Origin of the sequence: Agrococcus beijingensis, assembly GCF_030758955.1 — a bacterium.
GTDB classification, from domain to species: Bacteria; Actinomycetota; Actinomycetes; order Actinomycetales; family Microbacteriaceae; genus Agrococcus; species Agrococcus beijingensis.
On record NZ_CP132360.1, the window covers coordinates 2411751 to 2428635 of the forward strand.

At 73.2% G+C, this 16885-nt stretch carries 16 protein-coding genes and 1 tRNA gene; 7 read left to right on the forward strand and 10 right to left on the reverse strand.

All coding sequences use genetic code 11. The annotated features are described in order from the left end of the window. Positions 1–34: 34 nt before the first annotated feature. Positions 35–739: a GntR family transcriptional regulator gene (locus tag Q9250_RS11750; RefSeq protein WP_306232068.1), complete on the reverse strand. Its 705-nt coding sequence runs from the start codon at positions 737–739 to the stop codon at positions 35–37. Beyond that, positions 736–2247, reverse strand: coding sequence for a fumarylacetoacetate hydrolase family protein (locus tag Q9250_RS11755; protein WP_306232069.1), 1512 nt, complete (start codon positions 2245–2247; stop codon positions 736–738). The genes Q9250_RS11750 and Q9250_RS11755 overlap by 4 nt, the downstream gene beginning before the upstream one ends. Positions 2248–2399: 152 nt before the next feature. Here Q9250_RS11755 and Q9250_RS11760 point away from each other — a divergent pair, with 152 nt between their 5' ends. After that, entirely contained in the window at positions 2400–3815 is a 1416-nt protein-coding gene (locus Q9250_RS11760; RefSeq protein ID WP_306232070.1) for an MFS transporter, read from the forward strand. A 96-nt stretch (positions 3816–3911) separates the two neighbouring features. On the opposite strand, the gene Q9250_RS11765 is transcribed toward Q9250_RS11760, so the two are convergent. Continuing rightward, entirely contained in the window at positions 3912–4364 is a 453-nt protein-coding gene (locus Q9250_RS11765) for an HtaA domain-containing protein (RefSeq protein WP_306232071.1), read from the reverse strand. After that, complete coding sequence (locus Q9250_RS11770; protein ID WP_306232072.1) at positions 4361–5290, reverse strand: LysR family transcriptional regulator; 930 nt, start codon at positions 5288–5290, stop codon at positions 4361–4363. Before Q9250_RS11770 ends, Q9250_RS11765 begins: the two co-directional genes overlap by 4 nt. Positions 5291–5425: 135 nt before the next feature. Here Q9250_RS11770 and Q9250_RS11775 point away from each other — a divergent pair, with 135 nt between their 5' ends. Continuing rightward, complete coding sequence (locus Q9250_RS11775; RefSeq protein ID WP_306232073.1) at positions 5426–8461, forward strand: cytochrome P450; 3036 nt, start codon at positions 5426–5428, stop codon at positions 8459–8461. Here Q9250_RS11775 and rimK read toward each other — a convergent pair. After that, positions 8458–9648 (reverse strand): 30S ribosomal protein S6--L-glutamate ligase, encoded by a 1191-nt coding sequence (rimK, locus tag Q9250_RS11780; protein WP_306232074.1) that lies wholly within the window; start codon positions 9646–9648, stop codon positions 8458–8460. The two genes, Q9250_RS11775 and rimK, sit on opposite strands and share 4 nt — an antisense overlap. A gap of 34 nt (positions 9649–9682) precedes the next feature. On the opposite strand from rimK, the gene Q9250_RS11785 reads away from it, so the two are divergent. Both Q9250_RS11785 and Q9250_RS11790 read left to right on the forward strand, forming a co-directional pair. After that, positions 9683–10171: an ATP-dependent zinc protease family protein gene (locus tag Q9250_RS11785; RefSeq protein WP_306232075.1), complete on the forward strand. Its 489-nt coding sequence runs from the start codon at positions 9683–9685 to the stop codon at positions 10169–10171. Next, positions 10161–11165 carry a succinylglutamate desuccinylase/aspartoacylase family protein gene (locus Q9250_RS11790; RefSeq protein WP_306232076.1) on the forward strand — a complete coding sequence of 335 codons (1005 nt, stop codon included), beginning with the start codon at positions 10161–10163 and terminating at the stop codon, positions 11163–11165. The genes Q9250_RS11785 and Q9250_RS11790 overlap by 11 nt, the downstream gene beginning before the upstream one ends. 28 nt (positions 11166–11193) lie before the next feature. Here the strand turns inward: Q9250_RS11790 and Q9250_RS11795 are convergent, their stop codons facing one another. The 3 genes from Q9250_RS11795 to Q9250_RS11805 form a co-directional block, all read right to left on the reverse strand. After that, positions 11194–11946, reverse strand: a complete 753-nt coding sequence (locus tag Q9250_RS11795) for a sulfite exporter TauE/SafE family protein (RefSeq protein ID WP_306232077.1) — start codon at positions 11944–11946, stop codon at positions 11194–11196. Between the two features lie 7 nt (positions 11947–11953). Continuing rightward, a complete protein-coding gene (locus Q9250_RS11800; RefSeq protein ID WP_306232078.1) occupies positions 11954–12667 on the reverse strand; it encodes an IclR family transcriptional regulator in 714 nt (237 codons plus the stop codon). Between the two features lie 86 nt (positions 12668–12753). Next, positions 12754–13188, reverse strand: a complete 435-nt coding sequence (locus Q9250_RS11805) for a helix-turn-helix domain-containing protein (protein WP_306232079.1) — start codon at positions 13186–13188, stop codon at positions 12754–12756. A 28-nt stretch (positions 13189–13216) separates the two neighbouring features. Here Q9250_RS11805 and Q9250_RS11810 point away from each other — a divergent pair, with 28 nt between their 5' ends. Continuing rightward, entirely contained in the window at positions 13217–14131 is a 915-nt protein-coding gene (locus tag Q9250_RS11810) for an NAD(P)/FAD-dependent oxidoreductase (protein ID WP_306232080.1), read from the forward strand. Between the two features lie 39 nt (positions 14132–14170). Here the strand turns inward: Q9250_RS11810 and Q9250_RS11815 are convergent, their stop codons facing one another. Both Q9250_RS11815 and Q9250_RS11820 read right to left on the reverse strand, forming a co-directional pair. Further along, the gene (locus Q9250_RS11815) at positions 14171–14932 is read right to left on the reverse strand and encodes a sulfite exporter TauE/SafE family protein (RefSeq protein WP_306232081.1); all 762 of its coding nucleotides are present in this window, start codon (positions 14930–14932) and stop codon (positions 14171–14173) included. Positions 14933–14969: 37 nt separating this feature from the next. Further along, on the reverse strand, positions 14970–15602 hold the full coding sequence (locus tag Q9250_RS11820) for an MBL fold metallo-hydrolase (protein WP_306232082.1): 633 nt from the start codon (positions 15600–15602) through the stop codon (positions 14970–14972). A 109-nt stretch (positions 15603–15711) separates the two neighbouring features. Here Q9250_RS11820 and Q9250_RS11825 point away from each other — a divergent pair, with 109 nt between their 5' ends. Both Q9250_RS11825 and Q9250_RS11830 read left to right on the forward strand, forming a co-directional pair. Further along, complete coding sequence (locus Q9250_RS11825; RefSeq protein ID WP_306232083.1) at positions 15712–16602, forward strand: diacylglycerol/lipid kinase family protein; 891 nt, start codon at positions 15712–15714, stop codon at positions 16600–16602. Positions 16603–16685: 83 nt separating this feature from the next. Continuing rightward, positions 16686–16758, forward strand: a tRNA-Glu gene (locus Q9250_RS11830). Positions 16759–16885 lie beyond the last annotated feature (127 nt).

Consider the following 16885-nt stretch of genomic DNA (forward strand, 5'->3'; position numbering starts at 1 on the left):
CTCCGTTTCTGTAGGTCAAGACGGGATCTGCGGGTCAGGGCTGGTTCGGGTGGATCTTCTGGAGGTAGGCGCCCGGCGTCGCGAGGCGATGGGCGCGCACGGCGAGCTCGATCTCGCGCGGGTCCGCGCCGCCCTCGATGAGCTGCAGGATCGCCTCGTGCTCGTCGACCGACGGCAGCGCCCGGCTCGGCACGAAGGAGAAGGTCGACTGGCGCAGCCGTGCGAGCCGCTTCCAGCAGTTGTCGATGACGTCGGCGAGCACGCCGTTGGGGGCGATGTCGGTGAGCCGCCGGTGGAAGGCCTCGTTGAGCGCGGTGAACTTCACCGGGTCGAAGCCGGCGAGCGACTCGCGCATCTGCTCGTTGATCGCGCGGGCGTCGGTGACGTCCGACTTCGAGTAGAGCCCGGCGGCGAGGGAGATCGCGGCGCCCTCGACGAACGACAGCGTCTCCATCGTCTCGTGGTACTCGAGCTCGTCGATCTCGGCGACGCGGGCGCCGATGTTGCGCTCGAAGGTGACGAGCCCCTCGGCCTCGAGGCGGCGGATCGCCTCGCGCACCGGCACGACGCTCATGTCGAGCTCGCGGCCGATGGCGTCGAGCACGAGCCGGTAGCCGGGGGAGTAGGTGCCGTCGACGATGCGGTCGTGCAGCAGGCGGTAGGCGCGCTGCGACTTCGACGGCGCGACGGTGCCGCCCGCCTCCGTGGCCGCGGCGGCTCGCTGGGATCGTGCGCTCATGCACGCTCCAGCGCGGTCTCGGCCTCGTACTTCGCGCGCCACTCGGCGTTCATCGGGAAGAGCCCGTCGACGGGGTGGCCGGCGTCGACCTGCGCCGCGATCCACTCCTCCTCCGCCTCGGTCGCGAGGCACTCCTCGACCAGCTCGCGCGCGAGGCCGGGCGGGATCACGAGCAGGCCGTCGCCGTCGCCGACGATGATGTCGCCGGGCTGCACCGTGGCGCCGCCGCACGCGACGGTCTCGTCGAACGCCCACGGCACGTGCAGCCGCCCGAGCACGGCGGGGTGGCCGCCCCCGTGATAGGTCGGCACGCCGATCTCGGTGACGACGTCGAGGTCGCGCACGCCGCCGTCGGTGACGAGGCCGGCGGCGCCCAGGTGCCGCGCGCGCAGCGCCAGGATGTCGCCGAGGGTGCCCGAGCGGTTGTCGCCGCGCGCCTCGATCACGACGACCTCGCCGGGCTGCAGCGAGTCGAACAGCCGCTTCTGGGCGTTGTAGCCGCCGCCGTGGCTCTTGAAGAGGTCTTCGCGGTTGGGCACGTAGCGCAGCGTGCGGGCCGTGCCCACGAGGCGCTTGCCCGGCTGCGTCGAGCGCAGGCCATCGATCGAGACGTTGTTGAGACCGCGCTTGCGCAGCGCCGACGAGAGCGTGGCGAGCGCCACCCGAGAGAGCTGCTCGCGCAGGTCGTCGTCGAGCACGGGCGCGGCAGCCTCCTGGAAGTCGGACACAGGGCGTCCGGATGCGTCTGCCCACTGCTCCGCCGTCGGCTTCGGCTGGGCGGAGTACGGCGGGAGCACCTGGTCGCCCACCCGCACGGTGGTCGACAGGCGGCCGGTCGACAGCTGCTCGCCGTCGAGCGCGGTGGCGGTGACCTCGACCTCGACGGTCTGGCCGGGGGAGAAGGTGGATGCGTCGGCGGGCGTGCCCGTGAGGATCACGTCCCCGGGCTCCAGGGTCACGAGCTGCGAGAGGTCGGAGACGATCTGCGCGAGGGAGAAGATGAGCGTCGAGGTCGAGTCGGCCTGCACCAGCTCGCCGTCGAGCCAGGTGCGCACCTCGATCGACGCGGGGTCGAGCCGGTCGGCGGGCAGCAGCGCCGGGCCGATCGGCGTCATGCCGTCGCCGCCCTTCGAGCGGATGTTGGAGCCCTTGTCGACCCAGCGGAGGTCGAAGACGCCCAGGTCGTTCGACGCGGTGACGGCGGCGACGTGACCCCACGCATCCGCCTCGCTCACGGCGCGGGCGTGGCTGCCGATGACGATCGCGATCTCGCCCTCGAAGCCGAAGATCTCGGTGCCGGCGGGCACGATCACCTCGCCGCCGGTGGAGAGCGAGGTGGCGGGCTTCAGGAAGTAGCCGGGAGCCTCGGGCGTGCGGCCCTTCTGGGCGGCGCGGGCACGGTAGCCGATGTGCATCGCGAAGACCTTCGAGGGGCGACTGCCGAGCAGCTGCCAGGCGGCCTGTGCGGCGGTGGGGGCCCCGGAGGAGGGCTGCGACGATGCATCCATGCGGGCATCGTATACGATTCCGAATCCGGTCTGCAAGCGGCGCTTCGAGCCGCGGAAGATGCGGTCTTGACGGTCGTGCATGAAATCGTATATGTTCACCGCAGTCCCCAGAGGTCGACCCCTCGGCCCCCTTTCCTGACAAAGGAGTCAGCGTGTCCCACAGCACGGCTCACACCGCGACCAGCGCCCGAGAGCGCAACAAGGTCCTCGCAGCGGTCGTCGTCGGCACCACCATCGAGTGGTACGACTTCTTCATCTACGCCTTCATGGCGAACCTGGTCTTCGCGGCGCTGTTCTTCGAGCCGGCCGGCCCGGGCCTCGCGCAGATCCTCTCGCTCGTCTCGATCGGCATCTCGTTCCTCTTCCGCCCGCTCGGCGCGTTCCTCGCTGGCCACTTCGGCGACCGCGTGGGCCGCCGCCCGATGCTCGTCATCACGCTGCTGCTCATGGGCGTGTCGACCACGCTCGTCGGCGCGCTGCCGACCTACGAGGCGATCGGCGTCATGGCGCCCGTCCTCCTCATGCTCCTCCGCATCCTGCAGGGCCTCTCTGCCGGTGGCGAGTGGGGCGGCGCCGTGCTCATGGCCATCGAGCACGCTCCGGCCAACCGCCGCGGCCTCTACGGCTCGTTCGTGCAGGCCGGCGTGCCGATCGGCATGCTGCTCGCGACCGGCACGCTCGCAGGCGTTCGCGCCATGTTCCCCGGTGACTCGTTCCTCGAGGTCGGCTGGCGCATCCCGTTCTTCGTCTCGATCATCCTCGTGCTGGTCGGCTTCATCGTGCGCCGCTCGGTCGACGAGTCGCCCGTCTTCCAGGAGATCAAGGAGACCGCGCAGCAGTCGTCGGCCCCGATCGTCCAGGTCTTCAAGAAGTACGGCGCGATCGTCGCCTTCGCCGCGATGGTCTTCATGGCCAACAACGCCACGGGCTACATGACGACCGGCGGCTACGTGCAGGGCCTCGCCTCGCGCCCCGTCGACGGCACCCCGCCCGGGTTCGGCTTCGACCCGGTCGGCGTGCAGCTGGCCGCGTTCGCCGGCTCGATCTCCTGGCTCGTCTTCACGTTCATCGCAGGCTGGGCCTCCGACAAGATCGGCCGCAAGCCGCTCTACCTCATCGGCTGGGTGACGCTCGCGATCGGCATCGTGCCGCTGTTCATGCTCGTCGAGACCGGTGTGGCCGGTGTGGCCTGGGCGACGATCATCCTCGGTGTCGGCCTCGGCCTCACCTACGGTGCGCAGGCCGCCTGGTACGCCGAGTCGTTCCCCGCCTCGGTGCGCTTCTCGGGCGTCTCGATCGCCTACGCCATCGGTGCTGTCATCGGCGGCGCCTTCGCCCCGACGATCGCACAGGCGCTGCTGCAGGCCACGGGCAGCACCTGGGCCATCGTGGGCTACCTGCTCGCCACCGTCGTGATCTCGATCATCGGCACGCTGCTGCTGCGCGACCGCACCGGCATCCCTCTGTCGATCGAGTTCGAGAACTCGGGCAAGTGGGACGACTGGAAGAAGGGCGACGAGTTCGTCGAGGCGTCGCCGGTCGACCAGGCGGCCCGCGTCGAGCGCTGACGCACTCCGACACGCTGACACGGAACGGCCCCGCTTCGGCGGGGCCGTTCCCGTGTGCTGGGCGGGCGAGGCGGGCCGCTGCCGCTCGCGATCGCGTCAGGCGACGACCGGGTCGTCGAGCGGGGTGCCCTGCGCGTAGGGCCCGAAGAAGAAGAGGTCGGCGCCCTCGGCCGTCAGCGCCGTGCCGGTGGCGCGCTCGCCGTCGAACGCCTGCAGGGTCGCGAAGCGCAGCCGCACCTCGGGCTCGTCGGGGTCGGCGATCTCGATCGCCCAGCCGCCCGCCGTCTCGCGCAGCGCCGGGTCGGCGATCACCACGCGCAGCATGCCGCCGTGCCCGGTGAGCGCGACGCTGCCGCGGAAGGCGAGCGGGTCGTCGCCCTCGCCGCGCGGGAACCGGAAGCCGTCGTCGACGACCTCCGCACCGCCGGTGGCCTCGACGCGGCCGTCGGCCATGCCGCGCACGTAGCCGACCAGCGAGGCCTTGACGCCCCACACGAGCGCGCCGCCCTTCAGTGCGCCGTCCTGCAGCGCGTCGACCTCGGCGGTCATCGGGGCTGCGGCCAGGGCAGCGCCCTCGCGAAGTCGATGAGCGCGCGCGTGCGCGCGGTCGGCTCGGGCGAGCGCGGCCAGATGACGTCGATGCCGACCGGCGGCACGGCGGGCGAGATCTCGAGCATGGCCACAGGGTAGCCCTCGTAGCTCGCCGGGTTCGCGGGCCGCTGCACGAGCACGCCGTAGCCCAGCCCGCGTGCGACGAGCGCCCGCACCGCCTCGGTGCTCTGCACCCGGTGGCGCACGCGGGGCACCAGCCCGTGCGCGGCGAACAGCGACATCGTGTGCTCGCTCGACGGCGGCGCGTCGAGCAGGATCAGGTCGCGCTCGACCAGCTGCTCGAGCCGCACCTCGCCCGTGCCCGCAGCCGCCAGCGGGTCGTCGCCCGCCACGATCACGTGCGCGGGCAGCTCGAACAGCTTCGCCCGCTGCGGCTCGCCGGGGATGAGCGTGTCGTAGACGAACGCCACGTCGACGCGGCCCGTTTCGAGCGGCCCCCGCAGCCGGTCGTGCGTCGCCTCGAGCACCGTCAGCTCGACGCGCGGGTGCAGCCGGCCGAAGCCCTGCAGCAGCGGCGGCAGCACCGTCGGCGCGAGCGTCGGGTAGCAGCCGATGGTGATCGGCCCGGCCAGCTCGCCCGGCGCAGCCCGCAGCGAGGTCTCGAGCTCGCGCGACGACGCGAGCAGCGCGCGGGCGCGAGCGACGACATCCGCCCCCGTGCTCGTGAGCGTGAGGCCGCGCGCGCGGCGCCGCACCGTGAGCTGCATGCCGAGACCTCGCTCGAGCTCGCTGAGCGCCTCCGACACCGCCGACGGCGAGACGTGCAGGCGCGCTGCGGCGCCGGCGACCGTGCCCTCCTCGGCGGCGCAGACCAGGAACGAGAGCTGCCGGAGCGTGAAGCCCGGCGCGTCGAGCAGATCCATGGTGGGCGCCCCTCACTTCGGTTCTTCCGATGTTGTTGTGCAGATCAATCCGCTTTCCTCACCGTAGTGCAGCGAGCAGACTGAAGGCCGGTGCTCCGTGACGGATGCGTGCACCGACGACCACGAGGACGTGCCATGACGAGCAACGAGGCTCCCGTCGCCGATTGGGTGACGATCCCGGATCTGTACCGCGACCCCTTCCCGATCTACGAGCGCCTGCGCGCCGAGGGCGGCGTGCACTGGGTGCCAGCCGTCGGCCGCTACCTGATCACCTCCTACGCGGCCGTGCACGAGACCGAGCTCGACCAGACCGTCTTCTCGGCGAACGAGCAGGGCTCGCTGCAGATCCGCGCGATGGGGCACTCGATGCTGCGGCGCGACGACCCCGAGCACTACCTCGAGCGCAAGGCCTGGCAGCCGACGCTGCGCCCGGGCGTCGTCAAGCGCCACTGGCGGGGCGTGTTCGAGGAGGTCGCGGAGCAGCACCTCGACGCGATGATCGCGAAGGGGGAGGGCGCCGACCTGATCTGGGACTTCGCGGCGCCGTTCGCCGCCGAGAGCCTGCGTCGGATCCTGGGGCTCCACAACGCCACCCAGCAGGATCTGCAGCGCTGGTCGCAGACCCTCATCGACGCCACCGGCAACTACGCCGACGACCCGGAGGTGTGGGCGAAGGGCAAGCGCTCCTTCGACGAGGTCGACGCGGTGCTCGACGAGATGCTGCCGTGGCACGCGGCCAACCCGAACGAGTCGCTGCTGTCGCAGCTGCTGCGCATCCCCGACTACGAGATGCCGATGGAGCGCATCCGCGCCAACGTCAAGATGACGATCGGCGGCGGGCTGAACGAGCCGCGCGACGTGCTCGGCGTCGCCGCCTGGGGGCTGCTCGCCCACCCCGAGCAGCGCCGCGCCGTCGAGGCCGACCCGAGCCTCTGGCACGCGGCCTTCGACGAGACGCTCCGCTGGATCGCCCCGATCGGCCTCTACTCCCGCCAGACCACCCGCGAGGTCGAGCTCACCGGCGTGCGGCTGCCCGCGGGGGCGCGGCTGGGCATCTGCATCCTCTCCGCCAACCGCGACGAGCGGGTCTGGGACGACGCATCCGCCTTCGACATCCGCCGTGAGGTCAAGCCGCACCTGGCCTTCAGCAAGGGCGTGCACGTGTGCCTCGGCGCCTGGGTCGCGCGCTCCGAGATCGCCGACGTGGCGCTGCCGATGCTGTTCGAACGGCTCCAGGGGCTCGAGCTCGTGCCCGAGCGGCCGGCCGAGATCGGCGGATGGGTCTTCCGCGGCATGCTGCAGCTGCCGGTGCGCTGGTCGTCGGTGACGACGCGCACCGCTGGCGGGCCCGCACCCGCCGCGGCCGTCGCCGCCGGCCCCGCCCCGCGCATCGGCATCGTCGGCTCGGGGCCGGCCGGCAGCTTCACCGCGCAGGCGCTGCGCCGCAGGCTCCCGGGTGCCGAGATCGACGTGCTCGATGCGCTGCCGGTGCCCTACGGGCTGATCCGCTCGGGCGTCGCCGCCGACCACCACGGCACGAAGTCGGTCGCGCGGCAGTTCGACCGGCTGTTCCTGCAGGACGGGGTGCGGTTCCGCGGCAACCTGCGCGTCGGCACGGGCTCCGGTGCGGACTCCGACGGCACGACGCCCGCCGCCGGCGGCACGTCGATCGAGGCGCTCCGAGGCGCCTACGACGCCGTGGTGCTCGCGACCGGGCTGCGGCTCGACCGCCCGCTCGGCATCCCCGGCTGCGAGCCCGGGCGTGCGCTCAGCGGCGTGCACGGCGCCGGTCGCATCACGCGCCTCCTGAACGCGCATCCTGACGAGCCGGCCGCGACCTCCCTCGGCGCGACGACGACCATCGTCGGCCACGGCAACGTCGCCGTGGACGTCGTGCGGCTGCTGGCGCGCGACGAGGCGGAGCTCGACGGCACCGACGTCGACGACGAGGCGCGGCGGGTGCTGGTCTCCGAGCTGCGCACGATCCACGTCGTCGGCCGCAGCGCGCCGACGGCCGCGAAGTTCGACCCCGTCATGGTGCGCGAGCTGGCGGGCCTGGCGGGCGTCGCGCATCACGTGCACGGTGCCGATCTGCAGCTGGTCGAGCCGGGCAAGGACGCCCGCGTCGACGCGGTGCGACTGCTTGACGAGACGCGCCCGAGCCTGCCGCGCGTCACGGTGCACTGGTGGTTCGGCCTCACGCCTGAGCGGCTCGAGGGCGACGGCTCGGTCGAGCGCATCGTGTTCGTCGGTGCCGACGCCCAGGCAGAGGTGTCGATCCCGACCGACTCGGTGGTGACGGCGGTCGGCTTCGCCGGCGACGCCGAGTCGCTCGCCGTGCCCGGTGCTCACCAGGACGGCCGGGTGGAGGCGGGCCTCTACACCGCTGGCTGGCTGCGGCGCGGCCCGCGCGGCACCATCCCCGATCAGCGCACCGATGCCCGCGAGCTCGCGCGCACCATTGCCGAGGATCTCGAGACCGGCGCGGTGCCGATCGGCGCTCCGGGCCTGCCCGAGGTCGCCGGCGAGATCGGCTTCGACGGCTGGCGCCGCATCGACGTGCGCGAGCAGCTCGGCGCCGCGCCCGGGCGCTCGCGGGCGAAGCTGCGCGGTGTCGCCGCCATGCTCGAGGCCGCGGCCGACGACACGATCCCGCTGCCCGAGATCACGGCGGTGGCGGATGCGTCCGGTGACGCCGGCAGCGTCGGGAGGGCGCCGGTGACGGTGCTGTTCGGCACCGAGTCGGGCGGCGCCGAGCTGGTCGCCGAAGAGCTGCGGCGCACCCTCGCGGCTCGAGCGGATGTCGTGGTGCAGGATCTCGCCGACATCACGCCCGACGACCTCGACGCATCCCGACTGCACCTCGTGGTCTGCGCCACCTACGGCGACGGCGAAGTGCCGACGTCGGCGCGGCCGTTCCATCGGGCGCTCGCGGCGCGCCCCGACCTCGCGGGCCTGCGCTACGCCGTGTTCGGCATGGGCGACCGCAGCTACACGAAGACCTACTCGCGCGGCAGCGAGCTCGTCGACGAGGCGCTCGCGGCCTGCGGTGCCCAGCGGCTCGGCGAGTACGGCCGGCACGACGCGGGCGGCCCTGTGCCGGCTGCCGAGGCGGCGGTCGACTGGGCCGAGGGGGTGCTCTCGGAGGTGCTGGCGCCCGTGGCTGCCTAGGCCTCGCCCATGGGCTCCTTCGGCAGCTTCCGCACGCGCGCCCGGCGCTTCGGCCGCGCCGGGATCATCGAGCGCATCTCCTCGAGCCTGCCGAAGCACAGCAGCCGGTCCTCGGCGTGCAGCACCTCGCTGCCCTTCGGCGTCGGGATCACGGTGGTGCCGCGGTGGAGCGTCAGCACGGTGATGTCGCGGGCGCCGAGGCCCGACTCGGCGAGCGTCCTGCCGACCAGGTCGGCGTCGCCGTGCACGACCAGCTCGGCCACGCCGAAGCCGGTCGAGACGCTCAGCCGCTCGCGCACGTCGATCTGCGGGAAGGCGACCTGGTTGTCGATGTAGTCGATGATCGCGCCGGCGACGTCGAGCCGCGTCGCCGTCTCGATGCCCTCGAGGCCCGGGGAGGAGTTGACCTCCATCACGAGCGGCCCGTCATTGCCCTCGAGCATGTCGACGCCGGCGACCTTGAGGCCCATGATCTGCGCGGCGCGCACCGCGACGCGCTCGTAGTCGGGATCGAGCGTGACCGCCTCGACGCTGCCGCCGCGGTGCACGTTGGAGCGGAACTCGTCGCCCTGCGCGCTGCGCCGCATCGCGGCGACGACGCGGTCGCCGACGACCAGGGCGCGGATGTCGCGGCCCCTGCTCTCGGCCACGAAGTGCTGGATCAGCACCTGCTGCCGCGTGCTCTGCAGCGTCTCGATGATCGCCTCGGCCACCTTGATCGTGGGCGCGAGGATGACGCCGATGCCCTGCGTGCCCTCGAGCAGCTTCAGCACCACGGGGGCGCCGCCGACCCGCTCGATCGCCGGGATCACGTCGGCGCGGTCGCGCACGAAGGTCGTCGCCGGCATGTCGATGTCGTGGCGCGCCAGGATCTGGGTGGCCCGCAGCTTGTCGCGCGAGTTGGTGATGCCGTTGGCCGTGTTGGGCGTGTAGACGTCCATCTGCTCGAACTGCCGCACGACGGCGGTGCCGAAGTAGGTGATCGAGTTGCCGATGCGCGGCAGGATCGCGTCGTAGTCGGTGAGCTGCCGGCCGCGGAACTGCAGGTCGGGCGCGTCGCCGGCGAGATCGATCGCGAAGCGCAGGGTGTTGAGCACCTTGACGTCGTGGCCGCGATCGACGGCTGCGGCACGCAGGCGCCTCGTGCTGTACGAGCGCGGAGCGCGGGAGAGGATGGCGAGCCTCATTCTGGGCACACTGCCTTCCTGGTTGGATGAGCGCATGGGCGACGACCATCCTGGCACCTCGGCGAGCGTCGGGTGGCGCGAGTGGATCGCCCTGCCCGACCTCGGTGTCGCGCAGGTGAAGGCCAAGCTCGACACCGGTGCGCGCACGAGCGCGCTGCACGCCTTCGACCTCGAGGAGTTCACGCGCGACGGCGCCGAGTGGGTGCGCTTCTCGGTGCATCCGTGGCAGCGCTCGCAGGCCGACCAGGTCGTCGTCGAGTGCCCCGTGCACGACCGTCGCGTCGTGCGCTCCTCGACCGGCCACGAGCAGTCGCGCATCGTCATCCGCACAGCACTCGCGCTGCGGGGGCGCACGATCACGACCGAGGTGACCCTCTCGCGACGCGACGAGATGGGGTTCCGGATGCTCGTGGGGCGCGAGGCGCTCCGCCAGGGCTTCGTGGTCGATGCGTCGCGCTCCTACCTCGGCGGGCGCCCCGCGCGCGCCGTTCGGCGACGGAACCTGGGTCGCGATGGCGCGTGAGTCGTTCGCGATCGGCGGCCTGCGGGTGCGGCCGGGGCAGGCGAAGAGCGTCGACCTGCCGATCGCGCGGCTCGTCACGGGCGGCGACGTCTCGTTGCCGGTGCGCGTCGTGCACGGCATCGAGCCCGGCCCGGCGGTGTGGCTCGACGCGGCCGTGCACGGCGACGAGGTCGTCGGCGTCGAGGTGATCCGCCAGGTGCTGGCGTCGGTCTCGCCGCGCACGCTGCGCGGCACGCTGGTCGCCGTGCCGGTGGTGAACGTGCTCGGCTTCATGACGGGCGACCGCTACCTGCCCGACCGCCGCGACCTGAACCGCTCGTTCCCCGGCTCTGCGCGCGGGTCGCTCGCGAGCCGCATCGCGCACCTGCTGATGACCGAGGTGGTGGGGCGCTGCGATGTGGGCATCGACCTGCACACCGGCTCCGACCGCCGCGACAACCTGCCGCAGATCCGCGCCGACCTCGACGACCCCGAGACGCGCAGGCTCGCCGAGGCGTTCGGGGCGCCGGTGATGCTGCACGCGCGGCTGCGCGACGGCTCGCTGCGGCAGGCCGCCCGCGACGCCGGCGCGATCGCCCTGCTCTACGAGGGCGGAGAGGCGCTGCGCCTCGAGGAGGCGCCGATCGTCGCGGGAGTGGCGGGCGTGCTGCGGGTGCTGGCGGCGCTCGGCATGCTCGACGACGCCCCGGCGCCGGAGGTCGCGTCGGCCACCAGTCGCAGCAGCGGCTGGGTGCGGTCGCGCGGCGAGGGCATCCTGCACCTCGAGGTGGCGCTGGGCGATCAGGTCGTCGCCGGCCAGCGGCTGGGACGGGTGGCGGATGCGTTCAGCACGCGGGGCAGGCTGGTGCGGGCCGATCGGGCCGGGCTGGTCATCGGCCTCGCGCGCGCCCCGATCGTGCACGCGGGCGACGCGGTCGCGCACATCGCCGAGCTGCTCGACGAGCCGGCTGCGCCCGGTCGCCTGCTGCGCCGACCGCCTGAGCCGACCTGCTGAGCCGACCGCCTGAGCCGACCGGCTGACCTCAGCCGACCAGCCCGAGCCCGCCGGTCACGATCAGCGCGACGCCGCCCAGCACCGACAGCCCGATGATCGCCCAGCGCACGACGGTGCGGCTCACCAGGTGCGCGAGCCGGTTGCCGAGCAGCACGCCCGCGACCACCGGCACCGCGAGCACGAGCCACGCCCACAGCGGCCAGTCGGGCGATCCCTCGGGCGCGACGAACGGCCGCACCGCCACGATGGCGCCGCTGATCAGCACCCAGAAGGGCTGCATGGTGGCGACGAAGGTGCGGTCCTGCCAGCCCGACAGCAGCGAGTAGACGCCGACGGCGGGCGCGCCCATGCCGACGCTCGAGTTGAGCACGCCGATGGCGGTGCCGGTCGCGACGCGCAGCACCGGGCCGTCGTGCGTGCGCGCGGTGCGGGTGAACGCCACGCTGATCACGACGCCGACGACGGCGATCACGCCCACCGCGATGCGCAGCACGTCGGTGTCGAGCCCCTTCGCCAGCAGCAACCCCGGCACCATCAGCGCCAGCGCCGGGATCGCGATCCACAGCAGCCGCCGCCAGTCGACCTCGCGCCAGACCTTCGGCAGGATGATGATGCAGGCGATCGCGCCATAGAGGTTCACGACCAGCACCGCCGCCAGCGGTCCGGCCACCAGCGCGATGGCCGGGGTGACCACCAGGCCCCAGCCCATGCCGATCATGCGCTGCCCGGCGGCGCCGATGAGCACCGCGACGAGCGCGACGACGAACGAGAGCAGGTCCACGCCGGCGTCAGCGCAGGTCGGCTTCGATGGCGCGGGCGGTGCGCTGCACGGCGGCGCCCATCGCATCCGTGTCGGGCTGTCCGACCGTGACCACCGCCACCGACGCATCCGTCGAGCCCCGGCTGACGATCGGTGCGCCGACCGACGTGATGCCCTGGATCACCTCGTTCGCGCTCACGGCCCACCCGCGCCGCCGCATGACCTCGACCTCGGGGTGCATCGGCTCGTCGTGGCCGAGCGCGCGCCAGGTGGCGGCGTCGAGCATCGACTGCAGGGCGATGCCGGGCGCGCCCAGCGCGATCGGGTGGCGGTGGCCGGGGTGCTGGGCGACGGATGCGTTGACCCCCCTGGGCACGGCCGTCACGAGGGTGACGGCGTCGTCGCCGTCGCGCACCGCGAGGAACGCGGTGGCGCCGAGCTCGTCGGCGAGCTGCTGCAGGTGGGGGAGGGAGGCCGACTGCAGGTCGTGCTCGACGTCGCGGGCGAGGATCACCAGCTGCGGGCCGAGCGACAGCAGGCCGGCGGGGTCGCGCACGACGAGCCGGTGCTCCTCGAGCGTGCGCACGAGCCGGTAGGCGACCGAGCGGTGCACGCCCAGCCGGTCGGCGAGCTGCTGGATCGTCTGGCGGCCGTGGTCGGCGAGCAGCGAGAGCGCGGTCAGGCCGCGCGAGAGCGTCTGCGATCCCGAGGTGTCGGGTCGGGTCTCGGCGTCAGTCGGCATCGTCGCTCGCTCTCGTCAGCGCATCCGCCGCGTGCACGGATGCCCGGGCCGAGCGGATGCCTTGTTGCAAGCATAGAACACCGCGTTCAGATAGTGGCACGATGGCGGGTCCGCGGCACGTGCGCGATGGGCTGTGGCTCGGCGGTGATGAGCTCGCGGAACCCGGGGCACTGCGCGAAGTCGCTGTGCTCGCACGACTGCAGGTGGCGGATCACCGCAAGCGCCGCGTCGAGCTCGGCCCGACGCCGCTCGAGCGCCGACACCTGGTCGGCGAGCATCGCGTGCCGCTCGGCGGCGCTCGAGGTGCCCAGCACCGAGCGGATCGCCGCGAGCGACATGCCCGCGTCCTGGCCGCGCAGGATCGTGCCGATGCGCATCCTCGCCGACTCGTCGTAGCGGCGCTTGCCCCCGACCCGGCTGGTGGGCTCGAGCACGCCCTGCGACTCCCAGTGCCGCAGCACGTGCGCAGCCAGGCCGAACTCGGCCGCGAGCTCGCCGATCGACAGCAGACTTGACCTCATGTCGACATGAAGTCACATGCTGGTGCGCATGGCAACCCACGACTCCGATCCCATCGACTGCATCGTGCTCGGCGGCGGCCCCGCGGGCCTGCAGGCCGCGCTCACCCTCGCCCGCGTGCACCGCTCCGTCGCGCTCGTCGACGCGGGGCCGGGGCGCAACGCGGCCGCCGCGCACATGCAGAACGTCGTCACCCGCGACGGCACCCCGCCGGCGACGTTCCGGGGGATCGCCCGAGAGCAGCTCGAGGCCTACAGCACCGTGCGCCTGCTCGACGGCACCGCGGTGGCCGCGGTGGCGGGCGAGGACGACGTGGCGGTCGAGCTCGGCGACGGCCGGCGGCTACGGGCGCGCTTCCTCGTGCTCGCGACCGGCGTGACCGACCTCCCGCTGCCGCTGCCCGGGCTCGCGCCGCACTGGGGCGGGCAGGTCGCGCACTGCCCCTTCTGCCACGGGCACGAGCTGGGCGATCGGGTGGTGGTGCTCGGCGGCGAGCCGCAGCGCGAGCATCCCGTGCGCATGATGGTCGGGGTCGCGCAGCACCTGACCTGGCTGACGGATGGGGTGCGCCTCGACCCCGAGGTCGCCGACGGTCTGCGACGGCTCGGCGTGGTCGTGGACGAGCGTCGCGCCATCGACGTCGTCGAGCGCGATGGCCGGCTCGTGGGGATCGCCGTCGAGGGCGGCGACGTGGTCGCGTGCGACGGCGTGCTGGCAGGCGGGGCCTGGCAGCAGCGGTCGACGCTGCCCGCGGCGCTCGGCTGCGCGATGCTGCCCGACGGCGCCATCGAGGTCGATGAGCTCGGGGCCACGAGCGTCGCGCGCGTGCTCGCCGCCGGGGATGCTGCGCACCGGGCGGCCGCGGGCCCGGGCCACTCGGTGATCGCGAGCGCGGCGGCGGGCCAGCTGGCGGCGCTCGGCGTCGTGCGCGCTCTGATCGCGTAGCGGCTGCGGGCGTCAGGCGCGGGCCTCAGGCCGCAGGCCTCAGGCGCTCGCGACGAGCCCCAGGACTCCGCCGAGCAGCACGGCGGCGCCGCCCGCGAGCGAGAGCACGATGATCGTCCACCGCGCGACGGCGGCGGGCACGCGGTCGGCGATGCGGTGGGCGAGCAGCGTGCCGAGACCGGCGGCAGCCGCGGCGCCCAGCCACGCCCACCACGGCCACGCCGGGAAGCCGTCGGGCACGAGCAGCTGCCGCTCGAGCAGCGTCACCGCGTTCAGGATCACCCAGAACGGCTGCATGGTGGCGGCCAGCACGCGCGGATCCCAGCGGCTCACCAGCGCGTAGGCGCCCACCAGCGGCGCGCCCACGCCGACCGCCGCGTTGAGGCCGCCGATCGCCAGCCCGGTGGCGATCCGGGTGCCGGGTCCGTCGAGCGTGTGCGCGGTGCGGGTGAAGGCGACCGAGACCAGCACGCCCGCGATCGCGACGAGCCCGACCGCGATCCGCAGCGCATCCGTCGGCACCATGCGCGCCACGAGCAGCCCCACGACGCTCATCGGCACCGCGGGCAGCAGCAGCCACGCGAGGCGGCGCCAGTCGACGTCGCGCCAGACGCCCGGCAGCATCAGGCCGCAGCCGATGATCGCGAAGATCAGGTTGAGCGGCACCGCCGCGATCGGGCCGGCGACCAGCACCGAGACCGGCCCCATGACGAGGCCGAAGCCGAGGCCGATGACGCGCTGCGCGACGGTCGCGACGAACAGCGCCGCCGCGTAGAGCAGCAGCGTGGTGGGATCGATCATGCGGCCGCCGTCGCGGCCGTCGCGCGATCAGCGCCGCTCAGACCTCGACCGAGTCGCCGGTGCCCAGGCGGTGGTGCTGGCCGCCGTGCTCCTCGACCGCGCCCTCGATGCGGGCGTGCGACAGGCTCAGCCCCATCGACGAGAGCGTCGCGTCGTGCACGGCGAAGGTGGCGCGCGGGGCGACCGCGACGACGAAGTCCATCACCTCGCCGATCTTCAGCCAGGGCGCGCCCGCGGGCGTCGCGAGCAGCTCGACCGGCACGTCGGGCGTCGTGAACGAGTCGCCCGGGTAGTAGAAGCGCTCGTTGACGAGCACGCCGAGGTTGTCGATGAGCGGGAACGAGCGGTGGATCTCGGCATGGGTGCCGCCCAGGAACCGCAGCCGGAACGGCCCGGCCGTCACGCGCTCGCCCGCCGCGACGACCGTGATGTCGAAGCCCTCCGCCGCCGCCGCGACGCCCGCGGGCCCGTAGATCGGCACGTTCGGGTGGGCCTTCCGCAGCGCTTCGAGGTGCGGCGCATCCCAGTGGTCGGCGTGCTCGTGGGTGATGAGGATCGCCACCAGGCCGGGCGCCGAGAAGCTGCTCGTCTGGTTGCCGGGATCGATGACGAGCTGCTGCCCCTCGTCGTCGAGGATCATGCAGGCATGCTCTCGCTTGGTGACTCGCATGCCCCCACGGTATTGGGTGCGGGCGCCGGCGGCGAGTGCCGGCCGTGTCGGGCGGCGGCCGGGGCGCCCCCGATCCTCGCAGCGGCCGCAGCGCCATAGGCTCGCTGCCGTGCACGTCGTCGTCGCCTCCAACCCCACCGCGCGCTTCGGGCGCTCCGAGCCGGTCGGGGCGCTGGTCGCCGCGCGCATCGCCGACCTCGGCCATCGGGTGGAGCACGTGGTCGCCGTCGACTTCGCCGGCCAGCTGGAGCAGACGCGCTTCGCGATGATCCAGGCGGATGTGCTGGTCGTCGTGGGCGGGGACGGCATGGTGCACCTGGGGGTCAACATCGTCGGCGGCACCTCGAAGCGCCTGGTGGTCGTGCCCTCGGGCAGCGGCAACGACTTCGCGCGCACGCTCGAGCTCGGCTCGACCGGCACGGTGATCGACTCGCTCGAGGCGATCCTGGCCGGCGAGCCCGACCGGGTCGACCTGGTGCGCATCGAGCACCCCGACGGCGTCACGCTCGCGGCCGGCATCGTCTCGGTCGGCTTCGACGCCGACGTCAACGTGCGCTCGTTCCGGTTCACGCGCGTGCCGAGCCGGATCCGCTACCAGGCGGCGATCCTGGCGACCGTGCTGCGGCCGCGCCACCGCACGTTCCGCGTGCGCCTCGACGGGGGAGCGGAGCGCAGCTGGCGCACCCTCGTCGCGGCCATCTCGAACAACCGCTCGTTCGGCGGTGGCATCCCGATCGCCCCTGGCGCCGACCTGCGCGACGGCCGGCTCACGGCCGTCTTCGCCGACGAGCTCTCCTACCCGCGCTTCCTGTGGCTGCTCGGCAAGGTGCTGCGCGGCCGCCACGAGGCCGACTCGCGCGTGCACATCGTCGACTGCGAGTCGGCCGAGATCGCCAGCGACGAGACCGTGATCGTCTGCGCCGACGGCGAGATCGTGGGCCGGCTGCCGGTGCGGTGCAGCGTCATGCCGGGGGCCCTGCAGGTGCTGCACCGACGCTGACGACGTGCCGGACGCATCCGATTTTGCGACTGACGGGATCGTGTGGCAAACTATCCAGGTTGCAATCGCGAGGTTCGCAGCACGGCCCCATCGTATAGCGGCCTAGTACGTCGCCCTCTCACGGCGGTAACGCGGGTTCGAATCCCGCTGGGGTCACAGTTGAAGCGCCTCCGGTCTCACGGCCGGGGGCGCTTCGCCGTTCGTGCCGCAGGTCTGCGCTGCCGTCACGGCCGCGCATGACGGAGGCCCCGATCCGCCTCGATGGATCAGGGCCTCTGCCGCA